The 18,510-nt window shown below is 75.0% G+C and carries 5 protein-coding genes and 1 pseudogene; all 6 read right to left on the bottom strand.

Annotation, left to right across the window (positions count from 1 at the left end; translation table 11 throughout):
• Nucleotides 1-10 precede the first annotated feature (10 nt).
• Nucleotides 11-5,509 (bottom strand): type I polyketide synthase, encoded by a 5,499-nt coding sequence (locus IW249_RS22905; RefSeq protein ID WP_196922634.1) that lies wholly within the window; start codon nucleotides 5,507-5,509, stop codon nucleotides 11-13.
• A gap of 14 nt (nucleotides 5,510-5,523) precedes the next feature.
• Nucleotides 5,524-7,464, bottom strand: a complete 1,941-nt coding sequence (locus tag IW249_RS34395) for a condensation domain-containing protein (RefSeq protein WP_231393928.1) — start codon at nucleotides 7,462-7,464, stop codon at nucleotides 5,524-5,526.
• Nucleotides 7,356-8,960 (bottom strand): annotated as a pseudogene (locus IW249_RS34390) (non-ribosomal peptide synthetase); the annotation flags it as partial. The gene IW249_RS34395 and the pseudogene IW249_RS34390, both read right to left, overlap by 109 nt.
• Nucleotides 8,961-9,070: 110 nt before the next feature.
• The gene (locus IW249_RS22895; RefSeq protein WP_196922633.1) at nucleotides 9,071-11,380 is read right to left on the bottom strand and encodes a lantibiotic dehydratase; all 2,310 of its coding nucleotides are present in this window, start codon (nucleotides 11,378-11,380) and stop codon (nucleotides 9,071-9,073) included.
• Entirely contained in the window at nucleotides 11,377-14,475 is a 3,099-nt protein-coding gene (locus IW249_RS22890) for a thioesterase domain-containing protein (protein WP_196922632.1), read from the bottom strand. Before IW249_RS22890 ends, IW249_RS22895 begins: the two co-directional genes overlap by 4 nt.
• A complete protein-coding gene (locus IW249_RS22885) occupies nucleotides 14,472-17,996 on the bottom strand; it encodes a beta-ketoacyl synthase N-terminal-like domain-containing protein (protein ID WP_196922631.1) in 3,525 nt (1,174 codons plus the stop codon). Before IW249_RS22885 ends, IW249_RS22890 begins: the two co-directional genes overlap by 4 nt.
• Between the last annotated feature and the right edge of the window lie 514 nt (nucleotides 17,997-18,510).

Raw genomic sequence — 18,510 nt, 5'->3', positions numbered from 1 at the left:
TGGTTTCTCGTCACGCACGGGGCAGTCGCGGAATGGCGGGGATCGGTGCCGGGGTGACCGGCTCGTCGGTCTCGGCCGCGGCGACGCGCAGTTCCTCGATCCGGGCTGCCAGCCCGGCCACGGTGGGGGTCTCGAAGAGGCTGCGCATCGGCAGGCGCACCCCGGTCGCCGTGCGCATCGCCGCGATCAGCTGGACCGCGACCAGGGAGTTGCCGCCCAGGGCGAAGAAGTCGTCGTCGACGCCCACCTCGGGCACCCCGAGCCGGTCCTGCCAGACCCGGGCGATGGCCAGTTCCAACTCGGTGCCCGGCCCGGCCGTGCCGGCCGACGCCCCGGTCGCGGCCGGCCCGGAGGCCGCCTCGTCGCCGGCCAGGTTGCCGGAGGTGACCCGGCCGGCACGGTGCCGAATGTCCTCGACCGTCCGGGTGGCGATCACCACCTGGGCGCCGAGACCGGCGGTGAGGCTACGGCGGAACGCCTCCGCGCCGTCCACCGGCCGGATGTCCTCGGTGGACGGGGCCGGCACCGCCCCTGCGTCGTCGCCGGCAGGCCCGCTCAGGCCACCGGTGACGGCGCCCTGGTCCACCCTGCGCAGGACGAAGTCGCTGATCTCGACCAGCTCCCGGCCGTCCGGGTCGCGCAGCGACAGGTCCGCGGCGACCACCTCGTCGGTGCCGCCGGTGCGGTGCCGCAACCGGCTGGTGAACCGGGCCGGCAGCGAACCGCGCACCACGATCCGGCCGTAGGACAGTGGCAGGTAGGTGCCACTGCCCTGGCCCCGACCGAACGCGGTCGCCACGTCCAGCAGTGCCGGGTGCAGGCCCCAGACGGGCAGGTCGTCGGCCGCCGAGGCGGGCGCCTCGACGACCGCCAGCTCCTCGCCGTCGGCCAGGTGGTGCTCCCGCAGCGCGGCCCAGCGCGGCCCGAACGTCAGCATGCTGGTCCGGCCCCGCCCGAACGACGCGTCGTCGTCCACCCGGCGACCCACGACCGTGGCCGGTTGCGGTGCCGGTGCCGGCTCGTCGGTCCAGCCCGCGCCGCCCCGCACGTGGGTCCGCAGCCGGCCGCCTGCGAGGCTCCGCACCGCGAACTCGGTGCCGCCCTCGTCGGTGCCGGTCAGCTCCACCCGGTACTGGGCGACGGTGCCTTCGGGCACCGCGAACGGCTCGAGGAAAACCACGTCGCGCAGCTCCACCGCCGCGGCCGGACCGGGCGCGGGCAGCGCGGCGGCCACCGCGGCCCGGACCGACTCCAGGTGGGCGGTGCCCGGCACCACCGGCACACCCCCGATCCGGTGCTCGTCGAGCAGCCAGTGGGTGGCCGCGGAGACCAGCCCGTGCAGCACGGTGCCGTCTGGCCCGGTGACCTTCGTGGTGAGCACCGGGTGGTCGACCGCCGCGGTGACGGTGTCCCGGCCGGCCGCCCGGAAGCCGGCCGGCACGGCGGTCTCCACGGCCATGCCGACCTCGGCCCAGCCGCCCCAGTTCTGCGACAGCACCGGTGCCCGCCAGCCTGCGCCCGAGCGCGCGTGCGCGTCGAGGAACGCGTTCGCGGCGCAGTAGTCGACCTGTCCGAAGCCGCCGACCACGGCGGTGATCGACGAGCACAGCACCACGAAGTCCAGTGGCAGGTCACCGAAGACCTGGGCGAGGGCGAGCGTGCCGGCGAGCTTCGGGGCGAGCACCCGCTCGGCCTCGGCCCGCTCCTTCACCTCGGCCATTCCCCCGCCGGGCAGGCCGGCCGCATGCACGATGCCGTCGATGCCACCGTACGCGGCCTGCGCGGCGTCGCGGACCCGGCGCAGGTCGGCCGGGTCGGTGACGTCGGCGGCGAGCACCAGCACCTCGGCGCCCGCGGCCTCCATCCGGCGGATCGCCGCGATGGCCCGGCCGGCCCGGTCGTCGCCGTGCACCGCGAGGTGGTCGTCCCACCGCTCACGCTCCGGCAGCCCGGAGCGGGCCAGCAGCACCAGCCTGGCCCGGGCCCGGGTGGCGAAGTCCTCGGCCAGGGTGATGCCGATGCCGCCGAGGCCACCGGTGATCACGTACCGGCCACCGTCACGCAGGGCTCCCGCCTCCACCTCGGAGTCCACCGTCACCTGCTCGAAGCCGGGCAGCCAGCGACGCCGCCCCCGCAGCGCCACCTCGGCCCGCTCCGGGTCCAGGAGGCGGCGCAGCTCGGCGACCACGGCGGCGACGTCGTCCTCGGCCGGGTCCCCGTCGACCAGCCGCACGGCCAGCCCGGGCAGCTCGGCCGGCAGCACCCGGACCAGCCCGGCCAGGGTGGTGTGCTCCGGGCGACGCAGGTCGTCGCCGCGGACGTCGCCGACCCCGCTGGTCACCAGGTCCAGGGCGAGGCCGTCGTCCTCGCTGGTCAGGCCGGCGCCAGCGAGTGCCTGCACCAGGTGCAGGGCGCTGAAGAAGCCCCGCTCCTGCGCGGCCCAGACCGCCGCGATGTCGGTGCCGGCTGGCGGGCCGTCCAGCGTGAACGCGTGCACGAACCGGGCCGGCACCGCGTCGGCGGTAAGCGCCGCGACCAGGTCGTCGTAGTCGGCGCGTACACCGGGGCGCAGGTGGTAGCCGTTGTCGGTCCCGGCGAAGGAGTCGCCGGGGCGTACCACGATCGGGTCGGCGCCGGCGGCCCGCAGGCCGGCGACCAGCGCGTCACCGCGCGGGCCGGCGGTCAGCACCAGGCAGCGGCCCAGCGGCTCGGCCGCCGGCAGCGGCGCGGCCTGCTGCCAGACCGGCACCGCGAACCACTGCGGCAGCGGTCGCGGACCCACCTCGACCGGGGCGGTCACGACCGGCTGCTCCGGATCCGGGTCGATCCAGAAGCGGCGGCGCTCGAAGGGGTACGTGGGCAGCGGCACCCGCCGGGCCGCCGGGTCGTCGTCGAAGCGCACGGGCACGGCGGCGGACCAGAGCGCGCCAGCGGCGCCGAGCAGGGTGGCCAGGTCGCCGGTGCCGTCGCCCGGCCCGGGCAGGCTGCTCAGCGGGGCGAGCGGGCGCTGCTCCGGTGCGGCCCTGGCCACCTGCATCCGGGCCAGGCTGGCCAACTGCCGGCCGGGGCCGCACTCGAGCAGCTGCCAGGTGCCCGCCGCGAGCAGGGTGGCGACGCAGTCGCCGAAACGGACCGGCTGCCGCAGGTGCGCCGCCCAGTACGCCGGGTCGGTGGCCTGCTCGGCGGTGATCCAGGTGCCGGTGACGTTGGACAGGAACGGCAGCGTCGGCGGGCGCAGCGTGACCGTGCCCATCAGCGCCGTGAACTCGGCCAGGATCGGGTCCATCATCGGCGAGTGGAAGGCGTGCGAGGTGCGCAGCATCTTGCTCTTGCCGTCCAGCGTGGCGGCGAACGCCTCGACCGCCGCGGTCGGGCCGGCCACCACGCAGGTGCCCGGGCCGTTGACGGTGGCGACCGCCAGCTCCGCGGGCAGTTGCGCGGCGACCACCGACTCGTCCAGCGCCACCGCCAGCAACGACCCGGTCGGCACCGACTGCATGAGCCGGCCCCGGCCGGCGACCACCCGCAGCGCGTCGGGCAGGTTCAGCACGCCGGCGATGGTGGCGGCGACGTACTCGCCGATGGAGTGGCCGATCATCGCGGCCGGCCGCACCCCGGCGGCCTGCCAGAGGACGGCCAGGGCGTACTCGACGGTGAACAGGGCCGGCTGGGTGTAGCGGGTCTCGACGAGGCGCTCCCCCGCCGCCGGGTCGCGGCCGAGGATCAGGTCACGCAGGTCCAGGCCGAGTTCGGGGCGGAGCAGCTCGGCGCACTCGTCAACGGCGGCCGCGAAGCTGGGCTGCTCGGCGTAGAGCTGCGCGCCCATGCCGGCGTACTGGGCTCCCTGACCGCTGAACAGGAAAGCTACCTGTGCCCGGGCTGGACTGTCGGTCAATGGTTGCGGTGCGCGGGGGCCGCGCTTGGGAGAGCGCAGGGCAGCGACCGCGGCGGGCAGGTCGGTGGCGACCACGGCGCGGCGGTGCGCGTACTGCCGGCGGCCGACGCGCAGGGTGTGCGCGATGTCGGCGAGGTACTCCGGCCCGGCGTCGGCCGCGCCGTCCAGGTGATCGGCGAGGCGCCGCACCGCCGCGTCCAGGGCGGTGGGGGTGGCCGCGGAGACCTGGAGCAGGTGCGCCGGGCGCACCCGCCGGTCGTCCCGGTACGCCGCCGGCGCCTCCTCCAGCACCACGTGCGCGTTGGTGCCGCCGATGCCGAACGAGCTGACCCCCGCCCGGCGCGGCCCGCCGTCGGCGTCCCACTTGGTCAGCGTGTTCGTCACGAAGAACGGGGTGTCGGCGAACTCGACCGCCGGGTTCGGCGTCTCGAAGTTGATCGTCGGTGGAATCAGACCGTGCTCCATGGCCAGCACCGTCTTGATCACGCTGACGATGCCCGACGGCTGGCTGAGGTGCCCGATGTTCGACTTCACCGAGCCGATGCCGCACCAGCCCCGCTCGTCGGTGTCCTTCGTGTAGACCGCGGAGAGCGCGGCCACCTCGATCGGGTCGCCCATCGCCGTGCCGGTGCCGTGTGCCTCGACGTAGGTGATGGTGCGCGGGTCGACGTCGGCCATCGCCACGGCCTGGGCGACCACCGCCATCTGCCCGTCGACGCTCGGCGCGGTGAAGCCGACCTTGCCGGCGCCATCGTTGTTGATCGCGTTGCCGAGCACCACGGCGCGTACGGTGTCGCCGTCGGCGATGGCGTCGGAGAGCCGCTTGAGCAGGGTCACCCCCACTCCGCTGCCCCACACCGTGCCGTTCGCGTCGGCGTCGAACGGGCGGCACCGGCCGTCAGGCGAGGTGAAGCCCTCCATCCCCAGGTAGCCGACGTGCGGCAGCTCGATGTTCGCCGCGCCGGCCAGGGCCATGTCGCACTCGCCGTTGCGCAGCGCCTCGCAGGCCAGGTGGAAGGCGACCAACGAGGTCGAGCAGGCGGTGTGCACGGTCATGCTGGGCCCACGCAGGTCCAGCCGGTACGACACGTTGGTGGCCACGTAGTTCGGCGAGTTGCCGGTGGCGATGGACACCGCGGTGTGCGGGTTGCCGCCGACCCGCTGGTTACGCAGCACGTTGCGCTGCAGGTACAGGTTGCCGCCGGTGCCCGCGTACACGCCGACCGCGCCGTCGTAGCGCGACGGGTCGTAGCCGGCGTCCTCCAGCGCGGTGTGGCAGGTCTCCAGGAACAGCCGGTGCTGTGGGTCGGTCAGCTCGGCCTCCCGGCGGGTCATCCCGAACAGCCCGGCGTCGAACTCGTCGTACCCGTCGACCAGCGGGACGCGATTGACCCAGCCCGGATCGTCGACCTCGTTGACTGTCGCGCCCCGGGCCAACTGCTCCTCGCGGGTGAGCTCGGTGACCGACTCGACCCCGTCGACCAGGTTGCGCCAGAACTCGTGCACGTCGGCGGCGCCGGGTAGGCGCGCGGCGAGGCCGACGATCGCGATCGGTTCGATGCCCTCGTCCGCCAGGTCGGTGGCGTCGTTGGGCCGTGTGGTCGGGTTGCTCATCAGGCTGTCCTTCGTCACGCGGTGCCGCCAGGGCGGCGGGGAGGGATACGGCGGGTACGGCCACGGCGGGCGGCGGCCCGCATCGCGGCCCGGGCCAGCTCCGGCCGGTCGGCGGCGCCGTCCAGGCTGGCGGCGAGGGCCCGGACGGTGGGGTGGCGGAACAGGTCGAGCATCCGGATCGAGCGGCCGGTGGCGGCGATCAGCCGGGCGTGCACGGCGGCGAGCGCCAGCGAGTGGCCGCCGATGTCGAAGAAGTTGTCGGTGACGCCGACCCGGTCCCGCTCGAGGACCTCCCGCCAGATTCCGGCGATCAGCTCCTCGGTCTCGGTGAGCCCGTCCGGTCCGGCGGGCAGCAGACCGGGCGGCGGGCCGGCGGCCTCCGCACCGGCGACCGTCATGGCGCCGAGCTGCGGCACCCGCACGGTGGGCCGGGGCAGGTCCCCGGCCACCGCACGGGCCGGCGCGTGCGGCGTGGCAGCCAGCGCGTCCACCAGGTCCGCCAGGTCGGCGAGCAGGTCCTCGATCCGGGTGGCGTCGAACAGGTCGGGGTTGTAGACCACCTCGACCCCGGCCCGGCCGTCGCGCTCCACCACGTAGACGGTGATGTCGAACGGCGAGCCGGGCTTAGGCACGGCCACCGGCTCGGCGCTCAGCCCGCTCAGGTCCAGTCGGGGCGGGGCGAAGTTGAGCACGTTGAACAGCACCTGCACCAGCGGCGCCCGGGCGGTGTCCCGGCCGACGCCCAGTGCCTCGACGATGCGTTCCAGTGGCGCGCCGGGGTGCGCCGTGGCCTCGTGCAGCTCGTCGGCGCACCGGTCGACCAGCTCGGCGAAGCTCGCGCCGGCGGTCCGTACCCGGACCGGCACGGTGTCGATGAAGAAGCCGACCACGTCGTCGAAGGCGGCCAGCCGCCGGTCGGCGACGATCGCCCCGAGCACGTGGTCGTCGCCGCCGGTGAGCCGGGCGATCAGCTCACCGAAGGCGGCGAGCAGCACCGCGGCGACCGTCGTGCCGCGCCGCTCGGCCAGCTCCCGCACGGCGTGGTCGGCCGGCGCCGACAACCGGACGGACGCCTCCGCGCCCGCGTAGGTCTGAACCGCCGGCCGGGGCCGGTCGCGGGGCAGCTCCAGGACGGTCGGCGCGCCACTCAGGTGCCCGGCCCACCAGGCCAGATCGGCCTCGCCCCGACGCCGGTCCCGCGCGTCCCGCCACACCGCGTAGTCGGCGTAGCGGGCGGGCAGCTCCGGCAGCGCGGGCGGCTGGCCGGCCACCGCCCGGCCGTACCCGGTGGCCAAGTCGTCGTAGCAGACCCGCTCGGACCAGCCGTCGAAGACCGCGTGGTGCCAGGTGACCGCCAGCACGTGCTGGTCCGGCCCGAGCCGGTAGACGGTCACCTGCCAGGGCGGCCCGGTGGCCAGGTCGAACGGGTGCGCGGCGCCGGCGGCGAGCATCCGGGCCAGCTCCGCCTCCCGGTCGGCGCTGTCGGTCAGGTCGACCACCGGCACCGCCACGTCGGTGGGCTCCGCGCAGACCGCGTACGGCACGCCGCTGGTCTGCGGGATGCGCCACCGCAGCACGTCGTGCCGGACAGCCACGGCCCGCAGCGCGGCGCCGAGCGCGGCCGTGTCCAGCGGCCCGCGCAACCGGTGCGCCACCGCGATGTTGTACGGCGCGCTGGACGGCGCGAGCTGGTCGACGAACCAGAGCCGGCGCTGCGGCGGGGGGAGAGCGTCGGCGGGTTGCCGGTGCTCAACTCGTCGCCGGCGCTCGGCGCGACGGCGACCTGCTCGACCAACCGGCCGAAGCCGCGCAGCGCGAACACCTCCCGGGTGTCCACCTGCCGGCCCAGCTCGTCGCGCAGGGCGGCCACCAGCCGCATCGCCGCGATGGAGTTGCCACCGGCGGCGAGGAAGTCGGTGTCCGGACCCGGCGGCGCGCCCAGCAGCCGGGTCCAGATCCCGGCCACCGCCGCCGCGACCGGGTCGTCGGTCAGGTCGGCGGGCACCGCCGCGTCGGCGGGCGTGCCGCCCGGCTCGGCCGGTGGGGTGGTGAGGGCGGTGACGGCCAGCGCCCGCAACGCCGGCCGGTCCAGCTTGCCGCTGGTCGGGCTCACCGGCAGCGCGGCGCGGCGCAGCACCCGGGCCGGCAGCATCGCGGCGGTCAGCCGACTGCCGGCGTACGCGCGCAGCCGCGCGTCGTCGGGCGCGTCCGTCGGGGTGAGGAACGCGACCAGCTCGGTGCCGGCCGGCCCGGCCACCGCCTCAACGGCCACCGAGGCGACGCCGGGCAGGTCGGCCAGCACCGCCTCGACCTCACCCAGCTCGATCCGCTGCCCCCGGATCTTGACCTGCCGGTCGGCCCGGCCGAGGTAGACGATCCGCCCGTCCGGGTCGTGGCGGACCAGGTCACCGGTGCGGTACAGGCGCTCACCGGGCAGGCCGGAGAACGGGTCCGGGACGAAACGCTCGGCGGTCAGCGCGGGCTGGCCCAGGTATCCGTCGGCCAGCCCGGGCCCGCCGATCAGCAGCTCACCGGTCTCCCCCACCGGCATCGGGTCCAGCGCGGCGTCCACCACGTACGCGCGATGGTTGGGCAGCGGCCGGCCGATCGGCACCGGGTCGGTCTCGGTGGCGCTCAACGGGCCGCTGACCGCCAGCACCGTGGTCTCCGTCGGCCCGTACCCGTTGAGGAAGCGCCGGCCGGGCGCCCAGCGCGCGGCCAACGCGGCCGGGACGGCCTCGCCACCGCACAGCACCGTGCGCCAGTCGGGCACCTCCTCCGGGTCGAGCATGGCCAGCACGGTGGGCGTGATGAAGCCCCAGTTCACCTCGTGCGCGACGATGAACCGGGCCAGGCGCACCGGGTCGGCGCGGTCCTCGGCGCCGAGCAGCTGCACCGTGCCACCGAGCAGCAGCGGGACGAACAGGTCCATGGTCGCCGCGTCGAAGCCAAGTGAGGCGATGCCCAGGCTGCGCACGCCGGCGTCCGCGCCGCTGAGCGCGACCACGCCGCTGACGAACTCGACCACGTTGCGGTGGGTGGTGAGCACACCCTTGGGTCGGCCGGTAGAGCCGGAGGTGAACAGCACGTACGCCGGATCGCCGGGGCGGGCCGGGCACGGCGCGAGGGAAGCCGGACCGGGCAGGCCGATCGCCTCGACACCGGGCGCGGCGCCGAACTCGGCCTCCGCGGCGTCGCCCACCACCAGGGACAGGCCCGCGTCGGCGGCGATCGCATGCAACCGCCGACGCGGGCCGCCCGGCTCCAGCGGCACGTAACAACCGCCAGCCAGCAGCACACCGAGCACGGTGGCCACCAAGTCCGGTCGACGGGTGCCGCACACACCCACCCGGGTCTGCCGACCGACCCCCCGGGCACGCAGCGTGGCGGCCACCCCGGCGGCCCGGGACAGCAGCTCGGCATAGCTGAGCCGCGTGTCCCACTGGCGCACGGCCACCGCGTCCGGGGTGCGGGCGGCCTGCGCCACGACCAGCTCGGCGAGCGTCGCGTCCGGCCAGGGCAGCGACTCGCCCCGCACGGCGCTGACGGACAGGATGTCGGTCACCCGTTTCCCCCGGGGTAGCTGCTCGGATCGGTGACCTGCAGGCGGAGCTCGTTGACGTACCCGCGGCCCTCCGCGTCGGTCACCCAGCTGTCGTCGGGCGTCGGCAGCAACTCGGTGACCACGATCGCGACGTCCGGCCCGGTACGGGCGGCGGCGTCGACCATCGCGCACAGCGACTGGGCGTAGAGCGGGCCGGTCAGGTCTACATAGCAGGGCTTGACCTCGGTGCCGAGCTTCACGAACACCCGCTCCGGCAGGCCGAGCCGGGCCCGCCATCGGCGCACCGCGAGGAACCGGCCGGCCTCCCCCTTCACCCCGGCCAGACCGCTGTCCCCCACCGTGGTCCGCCACGTCCGCCGGGCAACCACCAGGCGGTCGATGGTGATCCGGGGCGTGTGCGGCGCCGGGTCGAGCAACTTGAAGCTGTCCAACAGCAACGACCCGAGCAGGTTGGCGAAGACCTCCACCAGCGGCCAGCGGGTGCCGTCGGGCAGCACCGCCTCCAGCCGGTCACCCGCCGGCACCACCCGCACCTCGGTGGCGGGGACCAACCGGTCGATCTCACCACCGCGGGCGGTGTCGATGCCGAGCTGCCGGTCGGCCGCGCTGTTCAGCCCGTACGTGGTGCGGGTGGTCACCCTCGGGAAGCCCTCGGGGTAGAGCACCCGGACCCGGGCCGGGCCGAGGTCGGCGTCCAGCCCGGCGCGCAGCGCCACCGGGTCCGGGTGGAACGGCACGAAGACCGCGCTGTCGAAGGGCACGTGAGCCGGGTGCAGCTCGCCCAGCACCAGCAGGAACTCACCCCGGTTCAACGCGTCCAGGTCGACGGCGCTGATCTGCACGTCCGGGCTGTGGATCCGGCCGGACGGCCAACCCGGCGCGGTCGCCGGGAACACCCGGTGGGCCCGCTCGGTCAGCTCCGCGGCGCTGAGCCGCAGCTCCGACTGCCCCGGCGGCAGCGCGGCCAGGTCGAACAACTCCGCCCAGCGGGCGGTGAAGCCGGCTCCGGCGGCAGCCAGTGGCCCCTCCGGGGCGAGCAGCAGCCCCTGGGCCAGGGACCAGACGTCGGCCAGCCGCACCGGGCCGTCGGCGCGCAACTCCTCGTACAGCTCGGCGAGGAGCCGTTCGCAGGCGGCGCCGATCTCCGCGGTCAGCCACCGCGCGGCCTGGAGCAGCACGGCCAGCGGCGCGGCGAGGGCATCGAGCACCCCCGCACCGACGGTCACGCTGAGATCCCGGGCGGTCTCCTCGTACACCACCGTCCGGCCGACGTACATCTGACCGGCCTGCCGGGTGGCGGGCCGACCGGTGACCTCGGTGAACTCTGCGTTCAGCGCCTCCAGCGCGGCGCCCAACCGGTCCGGGTCGCCAGCCGCCGCGGCGACGTCGTCGCGGCGCGCACAGAGCCGGTCGAAGCCGTCGATCACCTCGGCGCGCAGGTCGGCCGCGCCGATCGCGTCCAGCCGCTCCCGCAGCACCTGCTCGGCCCGGGGGCTGATCGGCAGACCGGCGTCCCAGGTCAGCAGGCCACGCTCGACCAGTCGGTCGAGCAGCAGGTACGCGTCGGCGGCGGAGCGCATGCCGGCGTCGCCGTCGGCAAGGATCCCCTCGACCAGCCGCAGTGCCGGCGTACGCCCGTCGCACCCGGCCAGCAGCCGGGCCTCCAGCGTGGACACCTCCACCGGGGGGTGCAGCGGCCGGTGCAGCCGCCGGCCCTCCACCGTCAGGTGCGGCGCCAGCGCTGGCGCCCACCAGCGACGCACGTCCAGGTCGTCGGCGAGCCGATCGGCGTACGCGATCAACGCCCACGCCTCGAAGCGCACCAGCCGGCCCGACAGCAGCCCCGGCCCCGGGCTCAGCCGGGTCGACTCCTCAGCGGGGTCGAGGACGCCCCAGCAGACCGGGCCGAAGAAGCCGATCGTCTCGGCCTTGCCGCAGTAGCGCTGCCAGTAGCGCAGCAGGCTCAGTTCGCGCCGACGCCGCCAGTGGTTGCGCACCGACGGGTCGGTACGCAGCAACCCGTCCAGGGCGGTCAACATGGCCGGGTTCTGCCAGGTGACCGCCTCGCGCAGCAGCGGATCGGCGGCGATCTCGCCGGCGGTCACCGAGGCCCCGGCCAGGGCCTCGGCGAACGCCTTGTCGAACAGGTCGGCGCTGTCATCGCAGGCCAGCAGCGCGTCCGCGGCGGCGGCGGCCTCCGGGGCGGCGAAAGCGGCCAGGCCGTCGGCCGGGAAGCCGGCGGTACGCAGCACCACGTCGCGCCAGACCGACCAGCCCGTCGTGCCGAGGGGCAACAAGTGCTTCATCGAATCAGCTCCGGCTTGTCGGTGTCCACGATGTGCAGTCGTAGTTCGCTGAAGTAGCGCCGGCCCGCCGCGTCGGGCACCCAGGCGTCCTGCGGGGTGGGCAGCATCTCGCTGACCACCAGCGTCGTGGCGTCGCCGCCGTCCCGGCCGGCCGCCCGCACCATTGCGCAGAACATCGTGGCGAAGGCGGGACTGCTCAGATCGACGAAGCAGGGCTTGGTCTCGGTGCCGAGCTTGACGTACACCTGCTCCGGCAGGCCCAACCGGCGCCGCCAGTCCCGCACGGCCAGGAAGCGGGCCCGCTCCGCGGTCACCGCGCCCAGGCCGCACGCGCCGACCGTGGTCCGCCAGGTCTGCCGGGCCACCACCAGCCGGTCGAGGGTGATCCGCGGGGTGTACGGCGCGGCGGCGACCAGTTTGAAGCCGTCGACCGCGTGTGTGCTGAGCAGCCCGGCGCAGACCTCGGTCAGCGACCAACGCTGTCCGTCGGCGGCGGCGACCACCAGCCGACCCGCCTCGTCGTGCACGGTCAGCGCCACGGTGGGCAGCACCCGGTCCGGGTCGGCGTTGGGCGCCGGCGCGAAGGCCAACTGCCGGTCGGTCGGGCCGATCAGCGCCTCCGCGACCCGGCTCGTGCGCCGCGGCCAGTCGGTGGGAAAGAGCAGCCGGATCCGGTGCGGACCGAGGTCGGCGGCCAGCGCGTCACGCAGCCGCTCCACGTCCGGGTGCGACGGGGTGAACACCTGACAGTCGAACGACGGCCAGGCGGCGTGCAGCTCGCCGAGCACCACTGTGTAGTCGCCCCGGGCCAGCGCGGCCGCGTCGGCCGCGCAGATCTGCAGGTCCGGGCTGTGCAGCCGGGCGTTGGACCAGTCCGTCCGCACGGCCGGGAAGGCCTCGTCGACCCGGGCGGCCAGGTTCGCCACGTCGAGACGCACCTCGGTGGTGCCGGGAGGCTGCTGATCCAGCTCGAACAGCTCCGCCCAGCGGGCGGCGAACTGAGCGGCGACCGCGTCCACCGGGCGCTCCCCGGTGCCCCAGAACAGCCCCTGGACCAGGAACCACAGGTCGGACAGGGCGACCGGGGCGTCGCCGGCCTCGGCGCGCAGTTCCTCGTACAGCTCCCGGAACACCGCCCCGTACGCGTCCTCGAGCGCGACGGCCAGCCAGCGGGCGGCCCTCAGCAGCATGGCCAGCGGCGCGGCGACGGAGTCCAGCAGCGGCGCTCCGAAGACCACGTCCAGGTCCCGGCTGGTGTCCTCGTAACAGAGGGTCCGGCCGGCGTACATCTGTCCGGCCCGGCGTTGTGCGGCCTGCCCGGTCAGGTCCGTGAACGTCGCGTCGAGCGCGCCGAGCGCCACCCGCAGTCGGTCCGGGTCTCCGGCCACCGCGACGACCGCGTCCCGGGCGGCGCAGAGCCGGTCGAAGCCGGCCTGGGCGGCGGCCCGGGCCGGGGCGTCGCCGACGGCGGCGATCCGCTGCCGCAGCACCTCCTCGGCGGCCGGACTGACCGGCAGTTCGGCGTCCCAGGTGACCAGCTCGCGCTGCACCAGCCGGTCCAGCAGCGCGTACCCGTCCTCCGGTCGGCGCAGCCCGATGCTCGGGTCGGTCACCACGTCGCGCGCGGTGCGGTGGCCGTCGGCGGCGGTGAGCAGGGCCGCCTCCACCGGGGACAGCGGGACGGGGGGCCGGCCCGGCCGACGCACCTCCCGGCCGACGAGGCACAGGTGCGGGGCGAGCCGGGGCGCCCACCAACGGCGCACCGCCGGGTCCTGACCGATCCGCTCGGCGTACGCGGCCAGCGCCCAGGACTCGAACCACACCCAACGGCTGCGGGTCAGCGCGGCGCCGGGGCGCACCCGCGCCGCCACCGGCAGCTCGGGGTCGATGGTGACCCAGCAGCTCGGCCCGAAGAAGCCGACCGTCTCGTTCTTGCCGCAGTACCGCTGCCAGTACTTGAGCAGGGTGCGTTCCCGTTCCCGGCGTCGCACGTTGCGGGCGGCATCGGGGCCGCCCCGGGCCAGGCCGTCGAGGGCGACCAGCGCACTCCGATTCTGCCAGGTGACCGCCTCGCGCAGCAGCGGGTCGGCGGCCAGCTCGCTCAGCCCTCGGCCGGCGGCGGTGATCGCCGCGGCGAACTCCTTGTCGAACAGGTCGGCACCGGTGCCGCTGGCGAGCAGCTCGTCGGCCGCGGCGGCGGCCTGCGGGGCGGCGAGCATGGTCAAGCCCTCGGCGGGGAAGCCAGTGCTGCGCAGGATGGCGTCGCGCCACACCGACCAGCCGGTGTCGCCCAGCGGCACCCGGTGCCCGTCCGCCGCGGCGCGCGCCGGCCCGCCCGTCGTCGGGGAGCGAGCGGTCTCCCGTTCGAGCGCGGCGCGCAGGTCGGCGCGGATCGCCGCGGCCAGCCCGGGCAGCGCGTCGTGCAGGAAGAAGTGCCCGCCGTCCAGCTCGTGCAGGGTGAAGCCGGCGCAGGTGTGCTCCCGCCAGGCGTCGCTCTGCTCCCGGCTGACCGCCCCGTCGTGACGCCCGCTGAACACCACGATCGGCACCGGCAGCGGCTCCTCGGGTCCGTACCGGTAGCCGTCCACCCGCTCGAAGTCGGCGCGCAGCAGCGGCAGCAGCAGCTCGACCAGCTCGGGGTGCCCCAGCACCTCGCCGGGCAACCCGCCGCCGACCCGCAGCCGGCGCAGCAGCTCCTCATCGTCCACCTGCGACAGCCCGTCGAAGACGCTGGGCGCGTTGATGTGCGGGGCGCGGGCGCCACCCACGTAGAGCCGCAGCGGCAGCGGACACCCGCGTCGGCGCAGCTCGCGGATCACCTCGAAGCCGAGCCGGCCGCCCATCGAGTGGCCGTAGATCGCGTACGGACCGTCGGCCCGCTCGGCGATGGCGGTGGCCACGTCGGCCACCCGGAAGCGGGGGGCCTCGCTGATCCGGTTCTCCCGGCCGGGTAGCTGCACGGGCAGCACCTCGACGTCCGGCGCGAAACGGCCCGGGAAGTGGCGGAACGCGCTGGCGCCGGCGCCGGCGTAGGGCAGGCAGAACAGTTGCACCGGCGCCGGATCGCGGCTGCCAGCGGAGAGGAACCAGGTCACCGCTCGCCTTTCTGAGGGGGGTCGATCCAGTACCGCCGCCGCTGGAAGGGGTAGGTGGGCAGCGAGGTGCGTCGGATGGCGTCGGCCGGGTGCAGGGCCGTCCAGTCCAGGTGTTGGCCGGCCACCCAACTGGCGGCCAGCTCGCGGAGCGCGCCGGCCGGGCCGGCGACCCGGGCGTCGGTGCTCAGCAGCTCGTCCAGCGCGGTGACCGCGCCGGCCGCGTCGGTGGCGACCACGGCGGCCCGGCAGCCGAACTCGCGCCGGCCCAGCGCCAGCGTCGCGGCGACCTCGGCGAGGGCAGGCGCGGAGCCGGCCAGGTGCCGCCGCAGCCGGGTCAACGCCGCCCGAAGGGCCACCGGGGTACGCGCCGAGACCGGCAGCACCTGCACCCCGGTCGGCCCCGCGTCGGGCGGTTCCGCCGGGGGCGGCTGTTCCACCACGACGTGTGCGTTGGTGCCGCCCAGCCCGAACGAGCTGACCCCGGCGACCCGACGCGGCGCGTTCGGCCACTCCCGTACCTTCGTCGGCACGTAGAACGGGCCGTTGGCCAGGTCGATCTCCGGGTGCGGCCGGGTGAAGTGCAGGTTCGGCGGGATGACGCCGTGCTGCACGGCGAGCACCGCCTTGATCAGACCGGCGATGCCGGCCGCGGCGTCGAGGTGGCCGATGTTGGTCTTCACCGAGCCGAGCGCGCAGGTCTCGGCGGGCGCGGTGCCCTCGTACACCTCGTGCAGCGCGGCCACCTCGATCGCGTCGCCGAGCGGGGTGCCGCTGCCGTGCGCCTCGATGAAGCGGACCTCGCCCGGGGTGACCTCGGCGGCGGCGAGCGCGCCGGCCACCGCGGCGGCCTGCCCGGCCGGGCCGGGGACGGCGAAGCCGGCCCGGTCGGCGCCGTCGTTGGTGACCGCCCAGCCGGGCAGGATCGCGAGGACGTGGTCACCGTCGGCCTGCGCGTCGGCGAGGCGGCGCAGCGCCACCACTCCGGCTCCGGAGCCGAAGCCCGCGCCCTGGGCGGCCTCGTCGAAGGCCCTGCAGCGGCCGTCCGGTGAGGCCAGACCACCCGGGATGTGCCGGTGTCGGGGCCACATCACGCTCACTCCGCCGGCCAGGGCGATGTCGCACTGGTAGTCGGCGAGGCTCTGCGCGGCGAGACATACGGCGACCAGCGAGCTGGAGCAGGCGCTCTGCACCGCCACCGCCGGCCCGGTCAGCCCCAGCCGGTAAGCGACCTGCCCGGGAAGGTGGTCGGCGAGCTGCCGACCGACCAGCCGGGCCTCCCAGTCGTCCGGGTCGACGTCGCCGACCACGGCTGGGTTGTCCATGAGGTGGAACAGGAAGTAGCGGTTGACGGAGGTGGCGGCGTACACGCCGACCGGGCCGGGGAACCGGGCCGGGTCGTGACCGGCATCTTCCAGCGCCTCCCACGCGGTCTCCAGGAACAGTCGGTGCTGAGGGTCGGTGCGGGCGGCTTCCTGGTCGCCGAAGGCGAAGAACTCGGCGTCGAAGTCGGCGACCCCGTCGAGCCGGCCGGTGGCCTTGACGTGCCGGGGGTCGGCGCGAAGTCCGGGGCCGACCCCCAGCGCCGCCAACTCCTCGTCACTGTGGTCGTGGATGGCGTCCACGCCGGCGCACAGGTTCCACCAGAACGTGGCCGCGTCCGCCGCGCCGGGGAATCGGCCGGCCAGACCGATCACGGCGATCTCGTCGCCGGTGTACTCGCGTACGCCGACGGTTGCGGCGGACGGGCCAGCGGGCATGGGGGGCACGGCGGCCAAGGCCACGACGGCCGGTACGGGTCCGACGGCCGGTGCCGGCGCGACGGCCGGTGCCGGTGGGTCGACCAGCCGAGCCTGGGCGGCGACCGTCGGATGCTCGAAGAGCCGGAGCAGCGGCGGCCGGACGCCGAACCGTTCGGCCAGCCGCTGCTGCACCTGACCGAGCAGCAGGGACTGCCCGCCGATGTCGAAGAAGCTGTCGGAGCGGCCGACGGCCTCCCGTCCGAGCACGGCGCACCAGATGTCGTGCACGATCCGCTCGGTCGGGGTAGCCGGCTGGTCCCCCACCGACCCGGCTCGGGCAGGGTCGGGAAGGGCCCGCTCGTCGACCTTCCCGCTGACGGTCAGCGGGAACTCGGCGACCGGCACGACGGCGCGGGGCAACGCGTACTCGGGCAGGTGCCGGGCCAGGGTGGCCCGGAGCGCGGCCGGGTCCACCGGCGGCCCGGCCGACCGGACGTAGGCCAGCACGTCACCGTCGCGGGCGATGGCGCGCACCTCCGCGACGCCCGGCGCGGCGGCGAGCACCGCCTCGATCTCGGTCAGCTCGACCCGGAACCCCCGCAGCTTGACCTGCCGGTCGAGCCGGCCGAGGCAGCGCAGATCGCCGGTGGGCAGCAGCTCACCCAGGTCACCGGTGCGGTACGTCCGCACGCCGTCGGGGTCGCGGCCGAAGGTGTCGCTGGCCTGACCGAGGTAGCCCGGCGCGAGGTGTTGGCTGCGGACCACGATCTCGCCGTCCGGTGCCAGTCGCAGCGCGTACCCGGGTAGAGCCGTCCCGATCGGCAGCGGGCCCGTGGCTGCCGGGTCGACGTCGGCAAGCGGCAGCGCGTATCGGGCCGCGAAGGTCATCTCGGTGGCCCCGTAGCCGTTGACCAGGACGCAGCCCGGGGCGAAGCGACCTCGGGACCGGGCGGCGTCAGCGTAGGTGGCCTGCTCGCCGCCGAGCAGCACCACCCGGACCCGGTCGAGCCGTTCGACGCCCGGGGTGTCCAGCAGGTACCGGTAGACGGTAGGGGTGGAGTGGTAGACGGTGACACCGTGGCGGGCCAGGTGCTCGACGGCGTACGCCAGGCCGTGCCGTCGCAGGTCGACCGGGACGACGGCGGCGCCGGTGAGCAGCGCCGGGTACAGGTCGGGGATGGACGCGTCGAAGCTGAACGAGGCGAGCAGGCTGAGCCGGTCGCCCGGCCGCAGGTCGAGGGTGGCGATCTGGTTGTTCACCACGTGCGCGAGGTTGCGGTGGCTCTGCCCGACGGCCTTGGGGCGCCCGGTGGACCCGGAGGTGAACAGCACGTACGCGAGCGCGTCCGGGTCCACCCGCACCGGTCGCAGCGGCGCGGGTCGCACGTCGATGGCCGGGACGATCCGCAGGCTCGGCCGGTCGGCGGCGAGCCGTCGGGCCAACTCGGTGTGCTCGCCCCCGCAGAGCAGGGCGGTGGCGTCTGCGCCGTCGAGCAGTTGGCGCAGCCGCTGCTCGGGCAAGCCGGGGTCGAGCGGCACGTAGGTGGCGCCGGTGGCGAGCGTGCCGAGGATGGCGGCGATGGTGGCGGCCCCGTGTGCGGTCAGCATGCCTATCCGGTCGCCGGGCTGGACGCCCGCTGCGGTCAGCAGGTCGACGTGCCCGCCAGCCAGGCCGGCGAGGGTGGCGTAGTCGAGCGGGCCGGTGTCGCCGAGCACGGCAGGCTGATCGGAACGGGTGGCGGCGACGTCGACGAAGTGGTGGACCAGTGTCGAGGTCTTCATCTCAGAACGCGCGCGGGCATCCACAACGGACAGGCGCACAGCAATAGATGAAAGTGATCATGATCCCCCCCAGGACTTCACAATGGAAGGAGCATAGAGTTTGATGGCCGTCGAGAAAGATCATCGATTAGAGTCGGACCAAAGGGTCGACGCGGGGCTCGGACGACGGACGTCGAACTTCATCCGATCATCCCTCTGGCGCGGCAGCGGATTTTCACCTAACACGACTTCATCCGGCTGATTTTTCGGCGTGACAATCCTTGCGCGGTGGATTTTCGCGATAGCCACAATGCGGTCGAGTAATCGACAGCCCGCCGGTCTACGGCCGGATCAGTGCCCGTACGAATGGTGAGCGCCAGGGAGCAGCCGTGGCCGGAGGGTCGAGCGGGCGACGCGAGCGGACAGCGCGGGGCCGGATACTCCGTTGAGCGTGTTGTCTGTGAGTCATCTTGATGACTCACAGACATCACGCCGATCCCGGCAAGGCACGGCGGGCCGCCGAACACGCCTGCTC

It is taken from the genome of Micromonospora vinacea, assembly GCF_015751785.1.
Classification (GTDB): Bacteria; Actinomycetota; Actinomycetes; order Mycobacteriales; family Micromonosporaceae; genus Micromonospora; species Micromonospora vinacea.
The sequence above is the reverse complement of the archived record's forward strand: the minus strand, read 5'-3'. Positions and strand labels throughout refer to the sequence as shown.

What these genes read in the sequence shown, in the direction of transcription:
- IW249_RS22885 (WP_196922631.1), bottom strand. Translation starts at nt 17,996, where the DNA reads ATGAAGACCTCGACACTGGTCCACCACTTCGTCGACGTCGCCGCCACC.
- IW249_RS22895 (WP_196922633.1), bottom strand. Translation starts at nt 11,380, where the DNA reads ATGAAGCACTTGTTGCCCCTCGGCACGACGGGCTGGTCGGTCTGGCGC.
- IW249_RS22905 (WP_196922634.1), bottom strand. Translation starts at nt 5,509, where the DNA reads ATGAGCAACCCGACCACACGGCCCAACGACGCCACCGACCTGGCGGAC.